The sequence below is a fragment of the Nonomuraea harbinensis genome (assembly GCF_019396385.1).
Classification (GTDB): domain Bacteria; phylum Actinomycetota; class Actinomycetes; order Streptosporangiales; family Streptosporangiaceae; genus Nonomuraea; species Nonomuraea ferruginea.
Map to the genome: position 1 here is coordinate 58,295 of NZ_JAHKRN010000042.1, position 20,842 is coordinate 79,136.

Consider the following 20,842-nt stretch of genomic DNA (forward strand, 5'->3'; position numbering starts at 1 on the left):
CTACGGAGTGGTGGTCGGTCCCCGGCTCACGCGGGTGTCGCGCGGAGATCAGACGCGGGTCCACTTCTGGTTGGCGCCGCCGGTGCAGGTCCAGATGCGTGCCCTGGTGCCGTTGGCGGTGCCGTTGACGTCCAGGCACTTGTTCGCGCCGACGGCGGTGATGCTGCCGTCGGCGTTGAGGCGCCACTTCTGGTTGTTCTGGCCGTTGCAGTCCCAGATGATCACCGCGGTGCCGTCGGCCGTCCCGGCCCCGTTCACGTCGAGGCACTTGCCGCCGTAGACCCGTAGCTCACCGGCACTGGTGACGGTCCACTGCTGGTTCGCCTGGCCGTTGCAGTCCCAGATGAGCACCTGCGCGCCGTTGGCCTGGGAGGCGCCGTTGACGTCCAGGCACCGGTTCGACGCCACGCCCCGCAGCGCGCTCGTGCCGCCCGGGGGCGGGTCGTCGCCCTGCCCGACGCCCGTGCCGTTGAAGGTGACGGAGTCCAGGTCGAACGCGTTCGCGGACGGCGCCTTGAACACCACGTGGACATTGCGGGTGCCACCGGGGTCGGTGACCCGCACCGGGGACAGCGACACGTAGGTGTTCCATCCCCCGGTCGCCGGCACGGGGCTGGAGGCGAGGAGGGCCCCGGTCGGCGAGTCGGCGCGCAGTTCGATGGACGCGCCGGTGCTGGACGGCGCCGAGACGCGGAAGGACACCGTGTCGATCCCGGACAGGTTGATCGGGCTGAAGGAGATCCAGTCGTTGTTGGAGATGTCGCCGATGCGCCTGCCGCCTTCGGCTCCGGACTCGTCGATGACGCGGATGCCGGACGAGCCGGTGAAGTGCTCGGCCTGCTTGTGTTTCGGTTGCAGGGTGAGGCCGGCGGAGCCCTTCAGGCCGCCGCTGTCGGTGTAGTCGGCGGACAGGACGTAGTAGACGTTGGAGGCCTCGTCATGGCCGGAGGCGGTGGTCGTGACCGTCCCGGAGCAACCGGTGTACTGGCCGGTGTCGTGGGCGTGCTGGTCATGGCCGAGCGCCGTGATCACGTTGACCTTGGTGCAGTCGGCGGCGCCGTCCTCGGCGTCGGTGACGTTCACCGTGTAGTCCACCTGGTCGCCGAAGTCGATGAACCCGCCGTCGGGCGGGGCCGAGAAGGTCACCCCGGGACGGGTGTTGCCGACGACGACGGGCACCGTGACGCTGCCCGTCTTCCCGCCGGAGTCCCGTACGGTCAGCCTGGCCGTGAAGGTGCCGTTGGCGTTGTAGGTGTGCGAGGGGTTGGCGCTGGTGGAGGTCCCGCCGTCGCCGAAGTCCCACGCGTAGGTGATCGGGTCGCCGTCGGGGTCGGTCGAGCCGGCCGAGGAGAACGCCACCACCAGCGGTGCCGTGCCCGAGTCGGGGTCGGCGCTCGCCTTGGCCAGGGGCGCGCGGTTCCCGGCCACGTAGTCGACCCGGTAGATGCTGTCATCGGTGTTCGCGTGGCCGAAGCCGTTGCCCCAGTCGGCCATGTACAGGGCGCCGTCCGGCCCGAACTTCATGTCGATCGGCGCACGCGGGGCGATCTGCGCCACGAACGGGTTGATCTTCAGGAGGTTGCCCGAGGAGTCCAGGCGGAACTCCTTGACGAAGTTGCGGCTCCATTCGTAGAAGAACGGCGTGCCGTCGAAGTACGCGGGGAACTTCCGGTCCGAACCGCTGGCCGGGTCATGGCGGTAGAACGGGCCGCCCATCGGGGCGGCGCCGCCGCAGCAGTTGATCTCGGGGAACTGGGCCGAGGCGTGGTAGTCGTACCACACGGTCGCGGGCTTGGCCGCGGGCAGGTTGGTCAGGCCGGTGTTGTTGGGCGAGTCGTTGACCGGTGCCGAGCAGGTGAACTTCGGGCCGGAGGTGTTGGTGGCGAAGTTGTAGTCGTTGAACGGGAGGTTGTCGCCGACGCAGTACGGCCAGCCGTAGAAGCCGGGCTGCTTGATCAGGTTCCACTCGACGGTGCCCTCGGGACCGCGGCTGGGGTTCGCGGCGCCCGCGTCCGGTCCGTAGTCGCCCACCGAGATCCAGCCCGTCACCTTGTCGACCGAGAAGCGGAACGGGTTGCGGAAGCCCATCGCGTAGATCTCCGGCCGGGTCTTGGCGGTGCCGGGCGCGAACAGGTTGCCGGACGGGATCGTGTAGGTGCCGCCGGGCTCGGGGTGGATGCGCAGGATCTTGCCGCGCAGGTCGTTGGTGTTGGCGGAGGACCGCTGAGCGTCGTAATGCTCCCGGCCGGGCCGCTCGTCGATCGGGGCGTACCCGCTGGACCCGTTGGGATTGGTGTCGTCACCAGGGCCGATGTACAGGTTCCCGCCCGGCCCGAACGCGAGGTAGCCGCCCGTGTGGCCGGGCTCGTCGACGTTGCGGTACGCCGGAACCTCGATGATCTTCTTCTCGCTGGCCAGGTCGAGGCTGGTCCCGTTGAAGGTGAACCTCGACACCCGGTTCACCTCACCGCCGTTCAACGGCGAGTAGTTGACGTAGATCCAGCCGTTGGTGGCGAAGCTCGGATCCAGCGCCAGCCCGATGCCGCCGTCCTCGCCGCCGTCGTACACCGGCAGGGTGCCGATGACGCGCGTGCCCCCGCCGTTGGCGGGGATCATGTTCACCTTGCCGGAGCGCGAGATGTAGAAGACCCTGCCGTCGGCGGCCACGTCGAGCTCCATCGGCTGGTCCGGTGCGCCGTCGAGGGTCACCTTCTGGAACCGGGCCGCGACCGTGCCGCCGCAGTCACCCGGCGCATCGCCCGCCGCCCACCGCACGCCGCCCAGCAGGTGCTGGCGGAACAGGGGCTCCGCGTAGGAGGACGCCTGGTGGCCCATCGCGGTGGCCCACACCCGGCCGCCCTCCGGGTTGTGACACCAGGAGATCGGGTGGTCGACGCCCATCTTGCTCGGCCCCGCGTCGTACGTGGTCTCGTCCGCGGTCACCAGCACGTGCACCGAACCCCGCATGTTCTTGTCGAAGTTGTACCACTCCTCCGCCCGCACCCACCGGTCGGGCAGCCCTGCCGTGGAGGGGTGGGCCTTGTCGGCCACCTTGGCGGTGCCCTGGAGGATCGACGAGTGCGCGGTCATGTGGGCGCCCGCCAGGACGACCTGGTCCCACCAGGGGAACTGCGCCTCGATGTTCATGTCGGTGGCGTTGTGGATCGCGACGACGCCGTGGCCGGCGCGCACGTAGGCCTGGAAGGCCTGACGCTGGGCGTCGTTGTCCCACACCATGCCGCTGGTCTGGAGCATGATCACCGCGTCGTAGGTGTTCAGGGTCGCGGGCGTGAAGACGGCGGAGTTCTCGCTGTGGTCGAGCTGGAAGTCGTGGTCGGCCGCCAGCTGCTGGAACATCGCGACACCCGCGGGGATGGAGTCGTGCCGGTAGGCGCCGCTCGCCGTCTCGGTGAACAGCAGCACCCTGAACGGCGCGGCCGCCTGCGCCACCTGCGGCGACAAGGACATCAACAGCCCTGACAGGGCTGCGACCAAGGCGGGGAACAGGCGTGATCTTCGCATGAAGGATCTCCTGGGGGGTGCCGGCAACGGGTCGGAGTCGGAGGATGACGAGGGAGGACGTGAAGGCGTCTCGCCTCGCCACAGCCCCATTAAGCCTGCTTATTCAGAGTTGGGAAACCGGCTCTGTCCACCTATCTGGCGAGTGCCCATCGATAACAGCAGGTCAACGCGCCGAAGGTCGCTACCGCACCCGCTTCCACCCAGCAGGATAAGTATGAAACTTTCAATCACAGGGTCCGAAGGTAGGCGAGGCCGTCCACGGCCAGCCTGTCCTGGCTCTCCGCGAGGGGCCGCCAGACGGAGGCCGCGGTGGCGATGGTCCGGTTGTGCGCGGTGAACGACTCGATGACGAGCGGCCCCCGATAGCCGGTGTCGCGCAGCGCCCGGGTGAAGCCCGGCCAGTCGAAGCGGTCGGCTCCCGGCGTGCCGCGATCGGTGCCGCACACCTGCACGTGCGCGATGCGATCCGCCGCCAGCCGCACCGCCTGGGCGGGGTCCTTCTCCTCGATGTTCATGTGGTAGACGTCGAGCGCCAGGTGGCAGTCCTCGGGCAACGCCTCCAGCGCCTGCTCGACCGTGTTGACGAGGCTGGTCTCGTACCTGTTGAGCGGCTCGACGGCGAGCTTCACCCCGCGCTCGGCCGCATGGTCCAGGACGGGCCGCAGATGCTCGCGCAACTCGGCGTAGACCCCCCGGCGTTCGTCCGGCGAGAGCCGCCACGTACGGCCGACCGAGGCGTACGCCGGCCCCCCGATCACCGGGGAGCCGACGGTCACCGCCACGTCGACGCAGTGCCGCAGATAGTCCTGGGTGTCGCGGACGGTCCCCGGGGACGCGGCCACGAGCTCGCGCCCCGGCGGCATGACCAGCACCACGGACGCGGCCAGCCCGTGCTCGGCCAGCACCGCCGCGGCCTTGTCCGGGTTCCAGTCGCCGGGCCGCTCGACGGGCAGCTCGATGACGTCGAAGCCCCACCGGGCGACGCGGGGCGCGAGCCGCGCCAGTTCGTCGTCGGTCAGCGGGGAGACCCAGACCCAGGTGTTCACTCCGATGGAGAACATGGCGTCCCTCTTCGTCGTCGGTTCGCGGGAGGGGGCCGATCAGCCCTTCTTCCCGCCCCAGGTCTCCGGGAACCCGGGCAGGTCCTCACAACCGCAGAGCGCGTAGTGCAGCGGCGGCATGTCGGGCTGGAGGTAGTCCGCCAGGTTGTCGCCGGTGACCTTGGGCTGCGGCAGGTTCCACCTCTCCGGCACCTCCTCGCCCTTGAGGATCTTCAGAGCGGCGATGATCGGGGTGCGCCACTGGTAGGTCGGGTACGTGGGCGCGACGGCGGTGAGCCCGGCGTCCTTCCACTTCTGCAGGAAGTCCTGCTGGTCCTCGCCGTTGATCGGCGGCACCGGCAGGCCGGCGTCCTCGAACGCCTCGATCGCGGCCACCGCCGTGGCGCCCGCGTCCATCCAGACACCGTCGATCGTGCCGTGCCGCTGGATGTAGTCGCTGACGATGCTCTTGGTCTTGGCGGCGTCACCGTCGGTGAACTCCACCCCCACCACCTGGAGGCGGCTCCTGTCGAAGACCACCTTCGCCGCCGACCAGCGGGTCTCCAGCACGTCGACGCCAGGCAGTATGCGCAGCGCCAGCACCTTCCCGCCCGCCGGCACCTTCTCGGTCAGGAACTCGGCGGCGTCGGCGCCGAAGGCGTAGCCGCCGATGGGCTTGATGAACGTCACCGGGCAGTCCGTTTCCACGCCCCGGTCGAACACGATGACGGGCACCTTCGCGCAGGCGGCCGTCACGGCGGGGGTGAGCGTCGCCGTGGTGTTCGGCGAGACGATCAGCGCGTCGCAGCCCTTGGCCTGCAGCTCGGCGATGTCGGAGATCTGCTTGTCGTCCTTGCCCTCGGCGTCCAGCGCGGTGAACTCCCCGATCTCCTCGTGCAGGGCCACCTCTGCCTGCATCGTCTTCCATCCGACCTGGCGCCAGGGGTTGTTGACCGCCGCGTTGGAGAAGCACAGGTGGTACGGCCCGTCCTTCTTGTACTGTGCCGTGTCGATCATCTTCGGGTCGATGGCCTGCTCCCAGGGCTTGGCCGCGGGGCCCTGAGGTGTCTGGGAGCGCATGGCCAGCTGGGCGTCGAAATCCGCCTGCACGAAGAACTTCGACTGCGTGCCCGTGCCGGAGCCCTGAGCGCTCGTGGCGGGTGCGGCGGGCTGGGTGGTGGCCGTCGGCCTGTCGGTGGTGCAGCCGGCGAGAAGCAGCGCGGCCAACACTGCGATTGCGGCCTCAGGACGCGGCATGTGCGTCTCCTCTTCGGGGGGTGGGCTTCCAGGGAAGCCGGATGGCTCCTGCCGCGACCGCGGCGATGATGATGACGCCCTGCACGGTGAACTCCAGCGCCCCCGAGATCCCGTACAGGTTGAGCAGGGTGAACAGCGCCTCCAGCGTGACGGCCCCGGCCATGGCGGCCGGCACGGAGCCGCGGCCGCCGCCGAGCGCCACGCCGCCGAGAACGACGGCGGTGATGGCGGAGAACTCCAGCCCCTGACCGACCTGGGCCGAGACGCCGGCGAAACCGCCGAGCAGGATCGCCGCGACGGCCGCCGCCAGGCCGGAGAGCATGAAAGCGAAGATCTTGACCCGGTCGACCCGGACCCCGGACAGCGCCGCGGCACGCTCGTTGTCGCCGGCGGCCATCAGCGTCTTGCCGAAGTCGGCGCGCATGAGCCGGATCGCCGCCGCGCCCAGGGCCACGAGGATCAGCACCGACCACGGCACCGGCCCGAGGCCGCCGCGGCCGAAGACGCGGAAGCCCTCCGACAGCGCGCCACGCGGCGCGCCACCGGTCCACAGGAACACCGCCCCGGACAGGATGAGCAGCATGCCGAGCGTCACGATGAACGACGGCACCCGCAGCTTGGTGGTGGCCACGCCGTTGACCAGCCCGACGAGCAGCCCGATGACGATCAGCAGGACGAGGACCGGCCAGGTGGCGGACTCGTCGCCGTCGATGAGGCGTGCGGCGATCACCACCTCGGCCGTCACCAGCGAGCCGACCGACAGGTCGAACTCGCCGGAGACGATGACGAAGTACTGTCCCGCGGCGAGGATCACCAGCGGCGCGGCCCGTTTGAGGAACGCCAGGAATCCGGCGGGCTCCAGGAAGTGGGGGTTGACCAGGGCGATCGCGGTGAGCAGCGCCACGAGGACCGCGAGGATGGGAAGGGCCCGCCTCATGCGGGCCGTCCCACGGTACGCCGGGCGTAGACGGCCACCGCGACGACGATGACCACGCCGCGGACCACGTCCTTGACGAAGGAGTTGACCTCGAGCTGGTTGAAGGCGGTGTCCAGGACGGCCAGCAGCAGGACGCCGCCCACGGTTCCGGCGACGCCGCCCTTGCCGCCGGCCAGCGCGGTCCCGCCGAGCACGACGGCGGCGATGGACTCGAGGTCGTAGCCGCCGTCGGTGCCCACCGTGGGGGCCCCGGCGCCGAGCCTGCTGGCCAGCAGCAGGCCCGCGATGCCTGCGCAGACGGAGCACAGCACGTGGGTGAGCACGATGACCCGGCCGGTGCGGATGCCGGACAGGCGGGCGACCTCCTCGTTCCCGCCGACCGCGTAGATGCGGTATCCGAGCCGGGTCCTGCTCAGCAGGAACCAGGCCAGCACGGCCACGCCCGCCCAGAGCAGCGCGGAGACGGGGATCGGCCCGATCCGGGAGTAGCCGAGGACCTGGAACGACTCGGGCACCTTGCCCGCGGGCCCGTCGTACAGGTGGTCGACGACGCCTTTGATGATCAGGGCGACTCCGAGCGTGGCGATGAAGGCGTGCACCCGGAGCCCGGTGATGACCAGCCCGTTGACCAGCCCCACCAGAGCGCTGATGGCCAGCACCGCGGCGACCGCCGGCCCGATGTTCCCGTCCTGGCCCGCCATGATCTCCGCCGCGACCAGCGAGGCCAGGCTGATCAGGTACGCCACCGACAGGTCGAGCGACCCGGCCAGGATCGCCAGCGTCTGCCCGATCGCCACGATGCCGAGGGCCGCGGAACGCTGCTGGATCCCGACGACGCTCTCCAGGGTGAGGAACTGGCCGCCGTCGAGCGCGACGAGGGCCCAGCCGACCGCGACCAGGCCGAGCAGCGCGAGGAACACCACCTGCGTGGGTTCGCGCAGCCGCGTGAGCAGGGGCATTCAGGCCGCCTCTCCCGCGGCCAGACGCATGACGGCCTCCTCGGAGGCACCGGCGGGCAGCGTGCCCGCGATACGGCCGTCGCGCAGGACGACGACGCGATCGCTCATGCCGATGAGCTCGGGCAGCTCGGAGGAGATCATCATGATGGCCATGCCGCCGTTCGCCAGTTCGCGCATCAGGTCGTGGATCGTGGCCTTGGCCCCGACGTCGATCCCCCGGGTCGGCTCGTCGAACAGCAGCACCCGCGGCGCCATCGTCAGCCACTTGACCAGCACGACCTTCTGCTGGTTGCCGCCGGACAGGTAACGGACCTCCTGTTCCCGGCGTACGGGCGAGAGGCGTACCCGTTCCAGCAGGTCACGGACGCCGGCGCGGTCGCCGGCGCGCACCGCGCGGGCGACGAGCAGGACGTTGTCGCGCACGGACTGGCGCAGCGCGAGTCCTTCGGCCTTGCGGTCCTCGGTCACGAGTCCGATGCCCAGGGCCACGCCTTCCCGGACCGAGCGCGGGCGCGACGGGATCATCTCGCCCGTGGTGAAGGGCTCCGCGCCGAAGATCGCTCTGGCGAGCTCCGATCTGCCGGATCCCTGGAGGCCCGCGATGCCGACGATCTCCCCGGCGCGCAGTTCCAGGTCGATGTCATGGAGCCGGTGGTTGCCGGCCGCTCGCAGGCTGAGGCGTACCTCGCCGGCGCCCGCCGAGCGGGGCGGGAAGTAGGTCCCGAGGTCGCGGCCCACCATCAGGCGGATCAGCTCGCCGGGGGTCACCTCACCGATCGGGAGGGTGGTGACGCGCGCGCCGTCCTTGAGCACGGTGACCCGGTCGGCGAGATCGAACACCTCGCGTAATCGGTGGGAGATGTACACGACGGCGACGCCGCGTTCCCTCAGCCGCCCGATGAGCCGGTAGAGCGACTCGACCTCGTGCTCGGCGAGGGCAGCCGTGGGCTCGTCCATGACGATGAGCCGCGCGTTCACCGACAACGCCTTGACGATCTCGACGATCTGCTGCTGGGCCACCGGCAGGCGCTTGACGGCGTCGCGCGGGCCGAAGGCCTCCTCGCCCAGCTCGTGGAGGAGCCGCGCGGTCGCCTCCTCCATGGCGGCCCGGTCGACCAGGCCGCGCCTGACGGGCTCGCGCCCGAGGAACACGTTCTCGGCGACGGTGCGCTCGGGCAGCAGGTTGAACTCCTGGTAGATGATCGCGATGCCGGAGCGCCGCGCGTCGAGCGGATGGCCGAAGGAGACGGGCCGGCCGTCGAGCTCGATCGTGCCCTCGTCGGGCGCGTGCACCCCGCAGATGATCTTCATGAGGGTGGATTTGCCGGCGCCGTTCTCGCCGACGACGGCGTGGACCTCGCCGGCCGTCACGGCCAGGTCCACCCCGGACAGCACCCGCACGCCCAGGAAGCTCTTGCCGATGCCGCGCAGGCTCAGCATCCGGTCAGCCGTCCCCGCCGACTTTCAGGCCTATGGCTCATGGTGCGGGATGTTAAGCGGGCTTATATCGACGGTCAAGCAAAAGTTGGTCGCCAGTACGCCTAAATTGCCCGGGTTTGGGACGTGACGAACGGGCGGCGATGGCCATGGACGGCAGACCATAAGACAACGATGAGCCTACTTATGCTTGACCATCGACGAAAATACCTTTTACCATCGCGAAGACTCACCTACCGGATGCCTTCGCATGCGGGGTAGTCCCGGACACGATGGAGCTTTCATGGACAAGCTCGGTGTGTGGCTTATCGGGGCACGAGGATCCGTGGCGACCACTGCCATCGTGGGCGCCGCGGCCATCAGGGCGGGAGCGGCCTCCCCCCGTGGATGCGTGAGCGAGTCCGCCGGCTTTCCCGGGCAGCTGGTTCCGCTGACCGACCTGGTCTTCGGTGGACATGACATCGCCGAGACCTCCTTACGCAAGCGCGCCGAACAACTGGGCAGAGCGGAGGTCATCTCACCGGACCTCCCGGGGTTGCTCGCCTCCGACCTGGAAGCCGCCGACGCCGAGATCCGGCCGGGCCACGTCCCCGGCGACGGACCGGCCGCGACCCGGCTGATCGACGACATCACCGGCTTCCGCGCCCGGCACGGGCTGGCCCGGGTGGTCGTCATCAACGTGTCGTCGACCGAGCCCCCGGTGGATCCGCGCCCGGAGTTCGAGAGGCTGGCCGACCTGGAGGAGCGGCTCGCCGCGGGCGACGACGTCCTGCCGCCGAGTTCGCTGTACGCCTATGCGGCGTTCCATGCGGGATGCGGCTATGTGGAGTTCACCCCCTCCACCGGGCCGACCCTGCCCGCCCTGGCGGAACTCGCCGCCCGGCGGGGCGTGCCGTACGCGGGACGCGACGGCAAGACCGGCGAGACCCTGGTGAAGAGCGCCCTGGCGCCCATGTTCGCGGACCGGGCCCTCCGGGTCCGCTCCTGGTCGGGGCTCAACCTGCTCGGCGGCGGCGACGGGGCGACACTCGCCGATCCGGCCGCCAGGTCCAGCAAGCGGCTCTCCAAGGACCAGGTCGTCACGAAGGTCCTCGGAGAACCCGTGGAGGGTGAGACGCACATCGACTACGTCCCGGATCTCGGGGAGTGGAAGACCGCCTGGGACCACGTGAGCTTCGAGGGCTTTCTCGGCGTCCGGATGACGCTGCAGTTCACCTGGCAGGGCTGCGATTCGGCGCTCGCCGCCCCGCTCGTCCTGGACCTGGCCCGGCTGGTCGCCCGCGCGCACGAGAAAGGGCGGCACGGCGTCCTGCCCGAGCTCGGGTACTTCTTCAAGAGCCCGCTGGGGACGGACGAGCACGCCCTGGCCGCCCAGTACGCCCGGCTGCGCGCCTTCGCCGAGGAGCTGTCATGAGGGCGCTGCTCGAACTGGTCCGCGCACCCGCCGCGCTGTCGGTGCCGGGGGACACCATCGCGGGGGCCGCCGCCGCGGGACGGCGTCCGGCACCCGGCCTGGCCCTGGCGTCGGTGCTCGTGTACTGGTCCGGAATGGCGCTCAACGACTGGGCGGACCGTGAGGCGGACGCCGTCGAGCGTCCCGAGCGCCCGATCCCGTCGGGCCGGGTCCGCCCGGGCGCCGCGCTCGGGCTCGCGGCCGCCCTGACCGGCGCGGGCCTGGCCACCGCCGCCCTCGCCGGCGGCCGTCGCGGTCTCACCGTCGCCGGGGTGCTGGCCGGCGCGGTGTGGGCCTACGACCTGGGTCTCAAACGGACGGCGGCGGGACCGGCGTCGATGGCGGCCTGCCGCGTGCTCGACGTGCTTCTCGGCGCGGGCGAGCAGACCAGGGCCGCCCTGCCGGCGGCGCTGGCGATAGGCGCGCACACCTACGGGATCAGCATCCTGGGCCGCGCCGAGGTGACGGGGGCGGCGCCCGGGACCGCCGGGCGCGCGGTCGCGGCCAGCACGGTGGCGGCCGGGCTCGCGGCCGCCTCCTGCGCGCGGGGCGGAGCCGCCGCGCGGGCCGGGGCGGGCGTCCTCATCGCCGGCTATCTCGCCTCCACCCTCCCGGTCCAGGCCGGGTTACGGACCCTTCCCGACCCCGAGAACGTACGGCGGGCCGTCCGGCTGAGCATCCTCGGCCTGATCCCGCTCCAGGCGGCGGCGGTCGCGGGCGGCGGCCGGTTCGCGACGGCGGGCGCGCTGCTGTGTTCGCTCCCCGTGGGGCGGTGGCTCTCATCCCGGCTGGCGACATCGTGAAGTGGGCCTACTGCACCAACGGATTCGCCGGCCACCGGCTCCCCGAGGCGCTCGCGGTCCTGGCCGATCTGGGGTACACGGGTGCGGCCATCACGCTCGACCACGGTCATCTCGACCCCTTCTCCCCCGGGCTGGCCGCGGAGGTGTCCAGGATCGCCGGGATCTGCGCTCGCCTCGGCCTCGGCACCGTGGTCGAGACGGGCGGGCGCTACACCCTCGATCCCCTGCGCAAACACCATCCGACCCTCATCAGCGAGGACGCCGGACGCAGAGTGGAGTTCCTGGTCATGGCGATGCGCGTCGCCGCAGACCTGGGCGCTCCCGTGGTGCATCTGTGGAGCGGCGTCCGGCCCGACGGCATGCCGGAGGCGGAGGCGTACACGCGACTGGCCCGCCAGTGCGCGCGGCTGCTCGACGAGGCCGATCGGGTGGGCGTCACGCTGGGATTCGAACCCGAACCCGGGATGCTGGTCGCCGACCTGGACGGCTACGAGCGGCTGCGGGCGATGCTCGGCGCCCATCCCCGGTTCGGCCTCACCCTCGACATCGGGCACTGTCACTGCGTGGAGCGGGAGGACCTGGCCACCTGTGTCCGGCGGGCGCTGCCGTACACCGTGCACGTGCAGATCGAGGACATGCGCCGGGGAGTCCACGAGCACCTGGAGTTCGGCGAGGGTGAGATCGACTTCGTGCCGGCGCTCGCCGCTCTGCGCGGCTACCGGGGCCTGGTGGCCGTGGAACTGGCCCGGCACAGCCATGCGGCCCCGCAGGTCGCCCGCCGATCGATCGACTTCTTGAGGAGGGCACATGAAGGAGCCCGCACAGGAGTGGCAGGCCTCGGCCGTCCGGCAGGTCGAGGCTGACCCGCACGCGATCCACCGGCTCTTCCCGCAGGCCGGACGGCGGGGCGGTCCAGACGCCCGGCGCGCGCTGCTCGGCGCGCTGCGCGGCGACCCCGCGGTGATCCGAAGCCTGTACGAGGCCGGCGACAGCGGCGAGCGGCTGGCGATCCTGACCGTCCTGCACGAGCTCGACCTGGACGGCACGGCGGTCGCGCTGGTGGAGGACGCGCTTCGCACCAATGACGCGCGGCTGGTCGCCGCGGCCCTCGGCCCGTACGGCTCGGCGTGGCTGGGCGACCACTCCTTCCGGCAAGGGGTGCTCAAGTGCGTCTTCATGTCGATCCCCCTGGACGAGGTGGCCGGGCTGGACCGCCGCTTCGACGCCGAGCTGGCCCGCATGCTGGCGGACTACGCGGCCGAGCTACGGGCGGCCGGCCGCCCCGTCCCGAGCGACGTCCTGGAGAGGATCTGAATGCGCATCTTCGACCCGCACGTCCACATGACCTCCCGGACCACCGACGACTACCGGCGCATGCACGACGCGGGGGTCCGGGCCGTCGTCGAACCCGCCTTCTGGCTGGGGCAACCCCGGACCAACGTGGGCAGCTTCCTCGACTACTTCGACGCGCTGCTCGGCTGGGAGCCCTACCGCGCCGCGCAGCACGGCATCCGCCACCACTGCGCGCTCGCGCTCAACCCCAAGGAGGCCAACGATCCGCGCTGCGCGCCGGTGCTGGCCGAGTTGCCGCGATACCTGCTGAAGGACTCCGTCGTGGCGGTCGGCGAGGTCGGCTACGACTCGATGACGGCAGAGGAGGAACGGGCGTTCGAGGCCCAGCTGGCGCTCGCCCAGGACAATGATCTTCCGGTGCTCGTGCACACTCCGCACCGGGACAAGGCCGAGGGCACCCGCCGGACGCTCGACGTGGTGCGGGCCGCCGGGATTCCCCCCGGGCGGGTGCTCGTCGACCACCTCAACGAGCTGACCGTCGGCATGGTCGCGGACTCGGGCTGCTGGATGGGGTTCTCGATCTACCCGGACACCAAGATGGCCCCGGACCGGATGGTGACCCTGCTCAAGCAGTACGGCACGGACAGGATGCTGGTGAACTCGGCCGCCGACTGGGGACGGAGCGACCCGCTCAAGACGCGCGAGGTCGCCGACGCCATGCTCGCGGCCGGCTTCGGCGAGGACGACGTCGATCAGGTCCTGTGGCGCAACCCGGTCGCCTTCTACGGGCAGAGCGGCCGGCTCGACCTCAGTTCCGGCTCGGAATCCGGATCTGACTACGCCGGCAACACGATCAAGCGGGGCTGACCATGCGGCTGCGCCATCCGGACGGCTCGACGGTGCATCTGTCCTACTGCACCAACGTCCACGCCGCCGAGGATCTCCCCGGCATCCACGCTCAGCTGTCCGGCGTCGCGGCGCGGGTCAGGCGCCTGCTCGGCGTCGAGCGGCTCGGGCTCGGGCTGTGGCTGTCCCAGCACGCCGCCGCGGACCTCACCGCCCGGCCCGGGGAGCTCGCGGCGCTGCGCGAGCGGCTGACCGCGCTCGGGCTGGAGGTCGTGACCCTCAACGGGTTCCCCTACCGCGGCTTCCACGACGAGGTCGTGAAGTACCGCGTCTACACCCCTGACTGGGCCGACGCGGACCGGCTGCGCTACACGCTCGGGCTCGCCGAGATCCTCACCGCGCTGCTGCCGGACGACGTCACCGAGGGCACGATCTCGACCCTTCCCCTCGCCTGGCGGACCGGGTGGACGAGGGCGAAGGCGGCGGCGGTGACGGCCCATCTCGACGCGGCCGCCCAGGGCCTGCGGGCGCTGGCGAGCCGTACCGGCAAGGTGATCCGGCTGGGCTTCGAGCCGGAGCCCGGCTGCGTCGTCGAGACGACGTCGCAGGCGCGCGCCCTGCTGAGTGACGTGGACCACGACCACCTCGGCCTCTGTCTGGACGCCTGCCACATGGCCGTGGGTTTCGAGGACCCTGACGCGGGCGCGGCCATCGGGTTGCCGATCGTGAAGCTCCAGGCGTCGTGCGCCCTGGTGGCGCCGCCTGGGGCGCAGCGGGCGCTGGCCGCGTTCGACGAGGCCCGGTTCCTCCACCAGACGCGCTCCGCCACCGGATACGCCGACGACCTGGGCGAGGCGCTGGCCGGCGGCCTGCCCGCGGACGAGAGCTGGCGCGTGCACTTCCACGTCCCGCTGCACGGCGCGCCGCCCCCTCCGCTCACCACCAGCGCCCCCTACCTGCGGCGCCTGCTGGAGACGCTGCTCGGCGGGGAGCGTCCGCTGACCAGGCACGTCGAGGTGGAGACCTACACCTGGCACGTGCTTCCCGGCGCGCCGGCCGACGTCGCGCAGGGCATCGCCGCCGAGCTCGACTGGATGCGGGGGCAGCTGGCCGCCCTCGGGCTGAAGGAGACGTGATGGCACCGCTGATCGTGATCAATGTCGTCGGGCTCACCCCGCGCCTGCTCGCGCACATGCCGAACGTGGCGAAAGCGGGCTCGGCGGCCGCGCTGCGGCCCGTGCTGCCCGCCGTCACCTGCTCGATGCAGGCCACCCTGCTGACCGGTTCGATGCCCCGCGACCACGGCATCGTGGGAAACGGGTGGTACTTCCGGGATCTCGGCGAGGTCCTGCTGTGGCGCCAGCACAACGCGCTCATCCAGGGCGACCAGCTGTGGACCGCCGCGCCCGGCCTGCGCACCGCCAACGTCTGCTGGTGGTACGCGATGGGCGCGCCGGCCGACCTGCTCGTCACCCCGCGTCCCATCTACCACGCCGACGGCCGCAAGTCGCCCGACTGCTACACCCGCCCGCCCTCACTCCACGACGACCTGGAGGCCGCGCTGGGGCCGTTCCCCCTGTTCACCTACTGGGGACCCAACGCGGGGATCGCCTCCAGCGAATGGATCATCGCGGCGGCCCGCCGCATCCTGGCCCGGGAACGGCCGGATCTGCTGCTGGTCTACGTGCCCCACCTCGACTACGACCTCCAGCGGCACGGCCCCGCCGGTCCCGAGGCGATCGCGGCCGCCCGGGCCGTCGACGCCGCGCTGGCCCCGCTCCTGGCCGAGGACGCCGAGGTCGTCGTGCTCTCCGAATACGGCATCACCCCGGTGTCCCGCCCGGTGGACATCAACCGGGCGCTGCGCGCCGCGGGCCTCCTGGAGGTCTACGTCCAGGCCGGGATGGAGTATCTCGACCCGTGGGCGTCCCGGGCCTTCGCCGTCGCCGACCACCAGGTGGCCCACGTGTACGTGCGCGACCCCGGCGACCTCGACCGCACCCGCGCCGTCATCGCCGAGCTGTCCGGCGTCGACGAGGTGCTCGGCCAGGCGGGGAAGGCGAAGTACGGGCTCGACCACGAACGCGCCGGCGAGCTCGTCGCGGTGGCGGAGCCGGACGCCTGGTTCACCTATTACTACTGGCTCTCCGACGACCGCGCCCCGGATTTCGCCAGGCTCGTGGACATCCACCGCAAACCCGGCTACGACCCCGCCGAGCTGTTCATGGACCCGGGCGATCCGTTCGTCAAGCTGCGCGCGGCGGCGGCGCTCGCCAGGAAGAAGCTGGGCTTCCGGTACACGATGCGGGTGGTGCCGCTCGACCCGGCGCCGGTGCGGGGCAGTCACGGCCGGCTGCCCGATCTCCCCGACGACGGGCCGCTGATCATCGGCCCCTTCGACCGTGACTTCTACGAGGCGACCGAGGTCAAGGGACTCCTGACCGCCCTGGCCCGGACGAACCGCTGACCGCGCACAGACCCGCCGGCGCGGATCGCCGCGCCGGCGGGTGACCGACCGATCAGACGCGGGTCCAGCGCTGGTTGGTTCCTCCGGTGCAGGTCCAGATGCGGGCCCTGGTGCCGTTGGCGGTGCCGTTGACGTCCAGGCACTTGTTCGCGCCCACGGCGGTGATGGTGCCGTCGGCGTTGAGGCGCCACTTCTGGTTGTTCTGGCCGTTGCAGTTCCAGATGATCACGGCGGTGCCGTCCGCGCTCCCCGCCCCGTTCACGTCCAGGCACTTGCCGCCGTAGACCCGCAGCTCACCGGCGCTGGTGGCGGTCCACTGCTGGTTGGCCTGCCCGTGACAGTCCCAGAGCTGCGCCTGCGCCCCGTTGGCCTGCGAGGCGCCGCTGACGTCCAGGCACCGGTTCGACGCCACGCCCCGCAGCGCGCTCGTACCGCCCGGTGTGCTGGTCAGTTCCTTGACGCGGATGTTGCGGAAGGACACCACGTCGCCGGGCCCATGGTTCTGGATGCCGATGTGGCCCTGCTGGAGCGAGCGGGCCGGATCCGCGTTGGTGAAATCGTTGATCTTGCTGCCGTTCAGGAACACCTGCAGCCGCTCGCCCTCCACCAGCAGCTCATAGGTGTTCCACTGCCCCGGCGGGTTCAGCGCCGCGTCGCGGGCGGCGAGGTCGGCGGCCTTGAACCCGTAGATCGCCCCGGTGGTCCTGTCGGGGGTGTCGGTCGCGTCGATCTGCACCTCGTATCCGGTGTCGAGCGCCGCGCCGGGGTCACTGGTGGCCGGGAACCCGACGATCACGCCGGAGTTGGAGTCGCCGGTCAGCTTCCAGTCGAGCTTGAGCGAGTAGGAGCGGAACTCCTTGGCGTTGTACCACAGCATCCCCATGCCGCCCTGGGAGGTCAGCGTGGCGTCGTTGCCGGTGAACGACCCCGGCCCCGCCTGCGACCAGCCCGTGGTCGAGCCGTTGTACAACGTCGTGTACCCGGTCTCCGGGCGGCAGTCGGCGTTGGCGGCCCTGGCCGCGTACCGGATCCCGCCGAGCAGCAGCGTGCGGAAGGCCGGATCGGCGTACGACTCCTGGGTGTGCCCCAGGCCGGTGTAGAACGCGCGGCCGGCGGACTGCGGGTGGCACCAGGTGATGGGGTGGTCGCCCATGCTGCCGCCGCTGTAGCTGCCCTCGTCCAGGCTCTGCAGCACGCGGACGTTCGGGCGGGGGTTGGCGCGGTAGTTGTACCACTCGTCGGTGCGTGACCAGGTCGCCCCCAGGTGAGCGGTCGCGGCGTGCGCCCGGTCCTCGTTCCGTACGGTGGCCTGCTGGATGGCCGGGTGACTGGCGAACCAGGCTCCCATGAGCTGCCCGTAGTACGGCCAGTTGTACTCGGTGTCCGCGGCCGAATGCACGCCCACGGAACCGCCCCCGCCGTCCACGTACGTCTGGAAGGCGGCCTGCTGGTTGTCGTTGAGCACGTCACCGGTCGTGTTGAGGAACACCACCGCCTGGTACTGGGCCAGGTTGGCCGCGTTGAAGGCGGTCGAGTCCTCGGTGGCGTCGACGGTGAAGTCGTTGGCCGCCCCCAGCTCGCGGATGGCCTGGATGCCGGCGGGGATCGAGTCGTGCCGGAACCCGGCCGTCTTGGAGAACACCAGCACCTTGAAGGCGGCGGCCTGGGCGGGGATGGCGGGGATCAACGTCGCGGCGGCGGTGATCGCGGCCACCGCCACTGACAGGCGCCGCAGTACAGAGGTCTTGCGGCCGCCCCCGGGTGCGGCTGGGGTCAGATGTCGCAACATGGGATGTCCCTTTCAGACGCGGGTCCAGCGCTGGTTGGTTCCTCCGGTGCAGGTCCAGATGCGGGCCTTGGTGCCGTTGGCGGTGCCGTTGACGTCCAGGCACTTGTTCGCGCCGACGGCGGTGATGCTGCCGTCGGCGTTGAGGCGCCACTTCTGGTTGTTCTGGCCGTTGCAGTCCCAGATGATCACCGCGGTGCCGTCGGCCGTCCCGGCCCCGTTCACGTCCAGGCACTTGCCGCCGTACACCCGCAGCTCACCGGCGCTGGTGGCGGTCCACTGCTGGTTGGGCTGGCCGTTGCAGTCCCAGAGCTGCGCCAGGGCGCCGTTCGCCTGGGAGGCGCCGTTGACGTCCAGGCACCGGTTCGACCCCACGCCCTTGAACGCGCTCGTGCTCCCCGAGGGCGGGGTGCCGGTGTCGAGGGTGAAGGCGTCCACGTCGAACAGGTAGCCCTGTCCGGTCGGGCCGCGGAAGACCAGGTACAACGTCGTCGTGCCGGCCGGCGCGCCGCTGAGGTTCGCCGAGACGTCGGTGAAGGTGTCCCAGCCGCCGGTGCTCGCCACGTTCGCCGTTCCCAGCAGCGTGCCGGTCGCCGAGCCCGCCCGCACCTCGATCCTGCCGCCCGCGCCACCCGACGACACCCGGGCGGTGATCCGGGTCGCGCTGCCCAGGCTGTACGGCTGGAAGGAGATCCAGTCGCCGTCGTCGGTGAAGCCGACCGTCTTGCCGCCTTCCGCGGTGGCGTGGTCGGCCGTCTGGACGCCCTGCTGGGCGCCGAAGTGCTCCGCCTGCCGGTGCCGAGGCTGGAGCGTACGGGCGCTGGTGGAGGTCAGACCGCCCCGGTCGGTGTAGGAGGCCTCGAAGACGCCGTAGATGTTGGCCGCGGCGTCGTGCTCGCCGTCGACCGGCACCGCGATGGAGCCCGAGCAGCCGGTCGTGGAGGTGATCTGGTGGCGGTGGCTGTCATGGCCGAGGAAGTAGGCGACGGTGACGCCGCCGCAGTCGATCGTGCCGTCCTCCGGGTCGCTGACGGTGACCTGGAAGGGCACGGTGTCCCCGAAGGAGAACGGCTGCCCGTGGGCGGGGGTGGTGAGGCTGATCGTCGGCGCGGTGTTGCCGACGGTCACGATCACGCTCGCCGTGCCGGTGAGACCCTGCGGATCCCGGACCGTGAGCGTCACCGTGTAGGCGCCGTTCGTGGTGTAGGTCTTGCCCGGGTTCGCCGCCGTGGAGGTGGTGCCGTCGCCGAAGTTCCACGAGTAGGTCAGCGCGCCGCCCTCCGGATCCGAGCTGCCCGCCGAGGAGAAGTTCACCGCGAGCGGAGCCGGTCCCGACGTCCTGTCGGCGGACGCCCTGGCGATCGGGTTGCGGTTGGCGCCGCCGATGTACTCGATGCGATACAGCGCCTGGTTGTTGTTCCCGGTGCCGTAGTCGAGGACGTAAAGGGCTCCGTCAGGACCGAAGGCCATGTCCATCACCTGCGTCCCTGTCCAGGGGAACGCCGAGATCTCGCCGTACGCGCCGTCCTGCTTCACCTCGATCGCCTTGATCCAGCGCCGGCCGTATTCACCGGCGAAGTACCGTCCGTCGAGCGACTGGGGGAACTTGACGGCCGAGTTCAGGCCGGGATCGTAACGGTAGACCGGGCCGCCCATCGGCGACTCCGATCCGGAGCCGAACTCCGGCGGGCTTCCGGCGTCCCCCGCGTACCGGATCCACGCCGGCTTGGCCGGAGGCAGCGTGGCCAGGCCGGTGTTGCGGAAGGAGTTGTTGGCCGGGCCGCCCGCGCAGTCGTACTTCGGGCCGGTGCTGTTGGTGGCGAAGTTCCATTCGTTGTAGGTCTCGCTCGCGGTGTTCGTGCCCGTGCAGTACGGCCAGCCGTAGTTGCCCGGACCGGTGATGCGGTCGAACTCCACCTGCCCGCTCGGTCCGCGGTTGGAGGAGGTCACGCCCGCGTCCGGCCCGTAGTCGCCGAGGTAGACGATGCCGGTCGCCTTGTCCACGCTCATCCGGAACGGGTTACGGAAGCCCATCGCGTAGATCTCCGGCCGGGTCCTCGCCGTGCCCGGCGGGAACAGGTTGCCGGCGGGGATCGTGTAGGTGCCGTCGGGCTGCGGTTTGATGCGCAGGAGCTTGCCACGCAGGTCGTTGGTGTTGGCGGACGAGCGCTGGGCGTCGTACTGCGGGTTGCGGTTGGTCCGCTCGTCCAGCGGGGAGTAGCCGCTCGACTCGAACGGGTTGGTGTCGTCGCCGGTGGTCAGATACAGGTTGCCGGCGGCGTCGAAGTCGATGTCCCCGCCCACGTGACAGCACTGGCCGCGGTCGTTCTGGACCCGGAGGACCACCTTCTCGCTGGCCATGTCGAGAGTGTCGTCCGCCTTGAGGGTGAACCGGGACAGGTACAGCTCGCCCTTCCACTGGTCGAACTGGGCCTGCGTGCCGGTGCTCGGCGCGTCGCCGTTCGGGGTGCTCAGCCTCGGGGAGTAGTAGATCCACAGGTGCCGGTTCGACGCGAAGCCGGGGTCGACCGCCACTCCCTGCAGGCCCTCCTCGTCGTGGGTGTAGACGTTGAGCCTGCCGGCCACCTTCGTGGCGCCGGTGGCATCGGTGACACGCACCGTGCCGTCGCGCGCCGTGTGCACCACCGACCGGTTCGGCATCACGGCCAGCGACATCGCCTCACCCAGCTCAGCGCCACCTGACGCGAGGGACACCTGCTGGTAGTCGGACGGCGGGATGTCGAGGGCGTTCGCCGGGGAGGCGTCGAGCGCGAGCGCTCCTGAAGTGACGAGTGCCATCGTGGTCAGCAAGGTGAGCCACGGACGTCGGGACATGGGTGTTCCCTCCTGCGACAGGAATACCAGTCAGGGCAAGGCGCCCGGGATTCCGCCTCGGGCCGCGGTGGAGACGGGGCCCGTCAGGCGCGGGTCCACTTCTGGTTGGCGCCGCCGTGGCAGGTCCAGATCTGCGTCCTGGTGCCGTTGGCGGTGCCGGCGCCGCTGACGTCCAGGCACTTGTTCGCGCCGACCGCGGTGATGCTG

General features: G+C 71.0%; 16 protein-coding genes. 7 read left to right on the forward strand and 9 right to left on the reverse strand.

Features of this window, described 5'->3' with window-relative positions; all coding sequences use genetic code 11:
- Window positions 1-48: 48 nt before the first annotated feature.
- The 6 genes from KME79_RS32975 to KME79_RS33000 form a co-directional block, all read right to left on the reverse strand.
- Window positions 49-3,522: a ThuA domain-containing protein gene (locus KME79_RS32975; RefSeq protein WP_219548825.1), complete on the reverse strand. Its 3,474-nt coding sequence runs from the start codon at window positions 3,520-3,522 to the stop codon at window positions 49-51.
- A gap of 227 nt (window positions 3,523-3,749) precedes the next feature.
- Entirely contained in the window at window positions 3,750-4,583 is an 834-nt protein-coding gene (locus tag KME79_RS32980) for a sugar phosphate isomerase/epimerase family protein (protein WP_148032225.1), read from the reverse strand.
- Between the two features lie 39 nt (window positions 4,584-4,622).
- Window positions 4,623-5,819 (reverse strand): substrate-binding domain-containing protein, encoded by a 1,197-nt coding sequence (locus KME79_RS32985; RefSeq protein ID WP_219548827.1) that lies wholly within the window; start codon window positions 5,817-5,819, stop codon window positions 4,623-4,625.
- On the reverse strand, window positions 5,806-6,756 hold the full coding sequence (locus KME79_RS32990) for an ABC transporter permease (protein ID WP_148032227.1): 951 nt from the start codon (window positions 6,754-6,756) through the stop codon (window positions 5,806-5,808). The genes KME79_RS32985 and KME79_RS32990 overlap by 14 nt, the downstream gene beginning before the upstream one ends.
- Entirely contained in the window at window positions 6,753-7,715 is a 963-nt protein-coding gene (locus tag KME79_RS32995; protein ID WP_219548829.1) for an ABC transporter permease, read from the reverse strand. The genes KME79_RS32990 and KME79_RS32995 overlap by 4 nt, the downstream gene beginning before the upstream one ends.
- Window positions 7,716-9,155, reverse strand: coding sequence for a sugar ABC transporter ATP-binding protein (locus KME79_RS33000; protein WP_219548831.1), 1,440 nt, complete (start codon window positions 9,153-9,155; stop codon window positions 7,716-7,718).
- Between the two features lie 280 nt (window positions 9,156-9,435).
- Here KME79_RS33000 and KME79_RS33005 point away from each other — a divergent pair, with 280 nt between their 5' ends.
- The 7 genes from KME79_RS33005 to KME79_RS33035 are packed head-to-tail and all read left to right on the forward strand — an operon-like array spanning window position 9,436 to window position 16,014.
- Complete coding sequence (locus tag KME79_RS33005; RefSeq protein WP_219548833.1) at window positions 9,436-10,566, forward strand: inositol-3-phosphate synthase; 1,131 nt, start codon at window positions 9,436-9,438, stop codon at window positions 10,564-10,566.
- A complete protein-coding gene (locus KME79_RS33010; RefSeq protein WP_219548835.1) occupies window positions 10,563-11,408 on the forward strand; it encodes an SCO3242 family prenyltransferase in 846 nt (281 codons plus the stop codon). Before KME79_RS33005 ends, KME79_RS33010 begins: the two co-directional genes overlap by 4 nt.
- Window positions 11,378-12,271 (forward strand): sugar phosphate isomerase/epimerase family protein, encoded by an 894-nt coding sequence (locus tag KME79_RS33015; protein WP_308249145.1) that lies wholly within the window; start codon window positions 11,378-11,380, stop codon window positions 12,269-12,271. Before KME79_RS33010 ends, KME79_RS33015 begins: the two co-directional genes overlap by 31 nt.
- A complete protein-coding gene (locus KME79_RS33020; RefSeq protein ID WP_219548837.1) occupies window positions 12,216-12,722 on the forward strand; it encodes an EboA domain-containing protein in 507 nt (168 codons plus the stop codon). Before KME79_RS33015 ends, KME79_RS33020 begins: the two co-directional genes overlap by 56 nt.
- A complete protein-coding gene (locus tag KME79_RS33025) occupies window positions 12,723-13,568 on the forward strand; it encodes a TatD family hydrolase (protein ID WP_219548839.1) in 846 nt (281 codons plus the stop codon). It abuts the gene before it with no gap.
- Window positions 13,569-13,570: 2 nt separating this feature from the next.
- The gene (eboE, locus tag KME79_RS33030) at window positions 13,571-14,683 is read left to right on the forward strand and encodes a metabolite traffic protein EboE (RefSeq protein WP_219548841.1); all 1,113 of its coding nucleotides are present in this window, start codon (window positions 13,571-13,573) and stop codon (window positions 14,681-14,683) included.
- Window positions 14,683-16,014 carry an alkaline phosphatase family protein gene (locus KME79_RS33035; protein WP_219548843.1) on the forward strand — a complete coding sequence of 444 codons (1,332 nt, stop codon included), beginning with the start codon at window positions 14,683-14,685 and terminating at the stop codon, window positions 16,012-16,014. Before eboE ends, KME79_RS33035 begins: the two co-directional genes overlap by 1 nt.
- Before the next feature lie 52 nt (window positions 16,015-16,066).
- On the opposite strand, the gene KME79_RS33040 is transcribed toward KME79_RS33035, so the two are convergent.
- From KME79_RS33040 to KME79_RS33055, 3 genes are all read right to left on the reverse strand, one after another.
- Window positions 16,067-17,803, reverse strand: coding sequence for a ThuA domain-containing protein (locus KME79_RS33040; RefSeq protein ID WP_219548845.1), 1,737 nt, complete (start codon window positions 17,801-17,803; stop codon window positions 16,067-16,069).
- 12 nt (window positions 17,804-17,815) lie between these two features.
- Window positions 17,816-20,635 (reverse strand): carbohydrate-binding protein, encoded by a 2,820-nt coding sequence (locus tag KME79_RS33050; protein WP_246640814.1) that lies wholly within the window; start codon window positions 20,633-20,635, stop codon window positions 17,816-17,818.
- Window positions 20,636-20,718: 83 nt separating this feature from the next.
- The gene (locus KME79_RS33055; protein WP_308249147.1) at window positions 20,719-20,838 is read right to left on the reverse strand and encodes an RICIN domain-containing protein; all 120 of its coding nucleotides are present in this window, start codon (window positions 20,836-20,838) and stop codon (window positions 20,719-20,721) included.
- Between the last annotated feature and the right edge of the window lie 4 nt (window positions 20,839-20,842).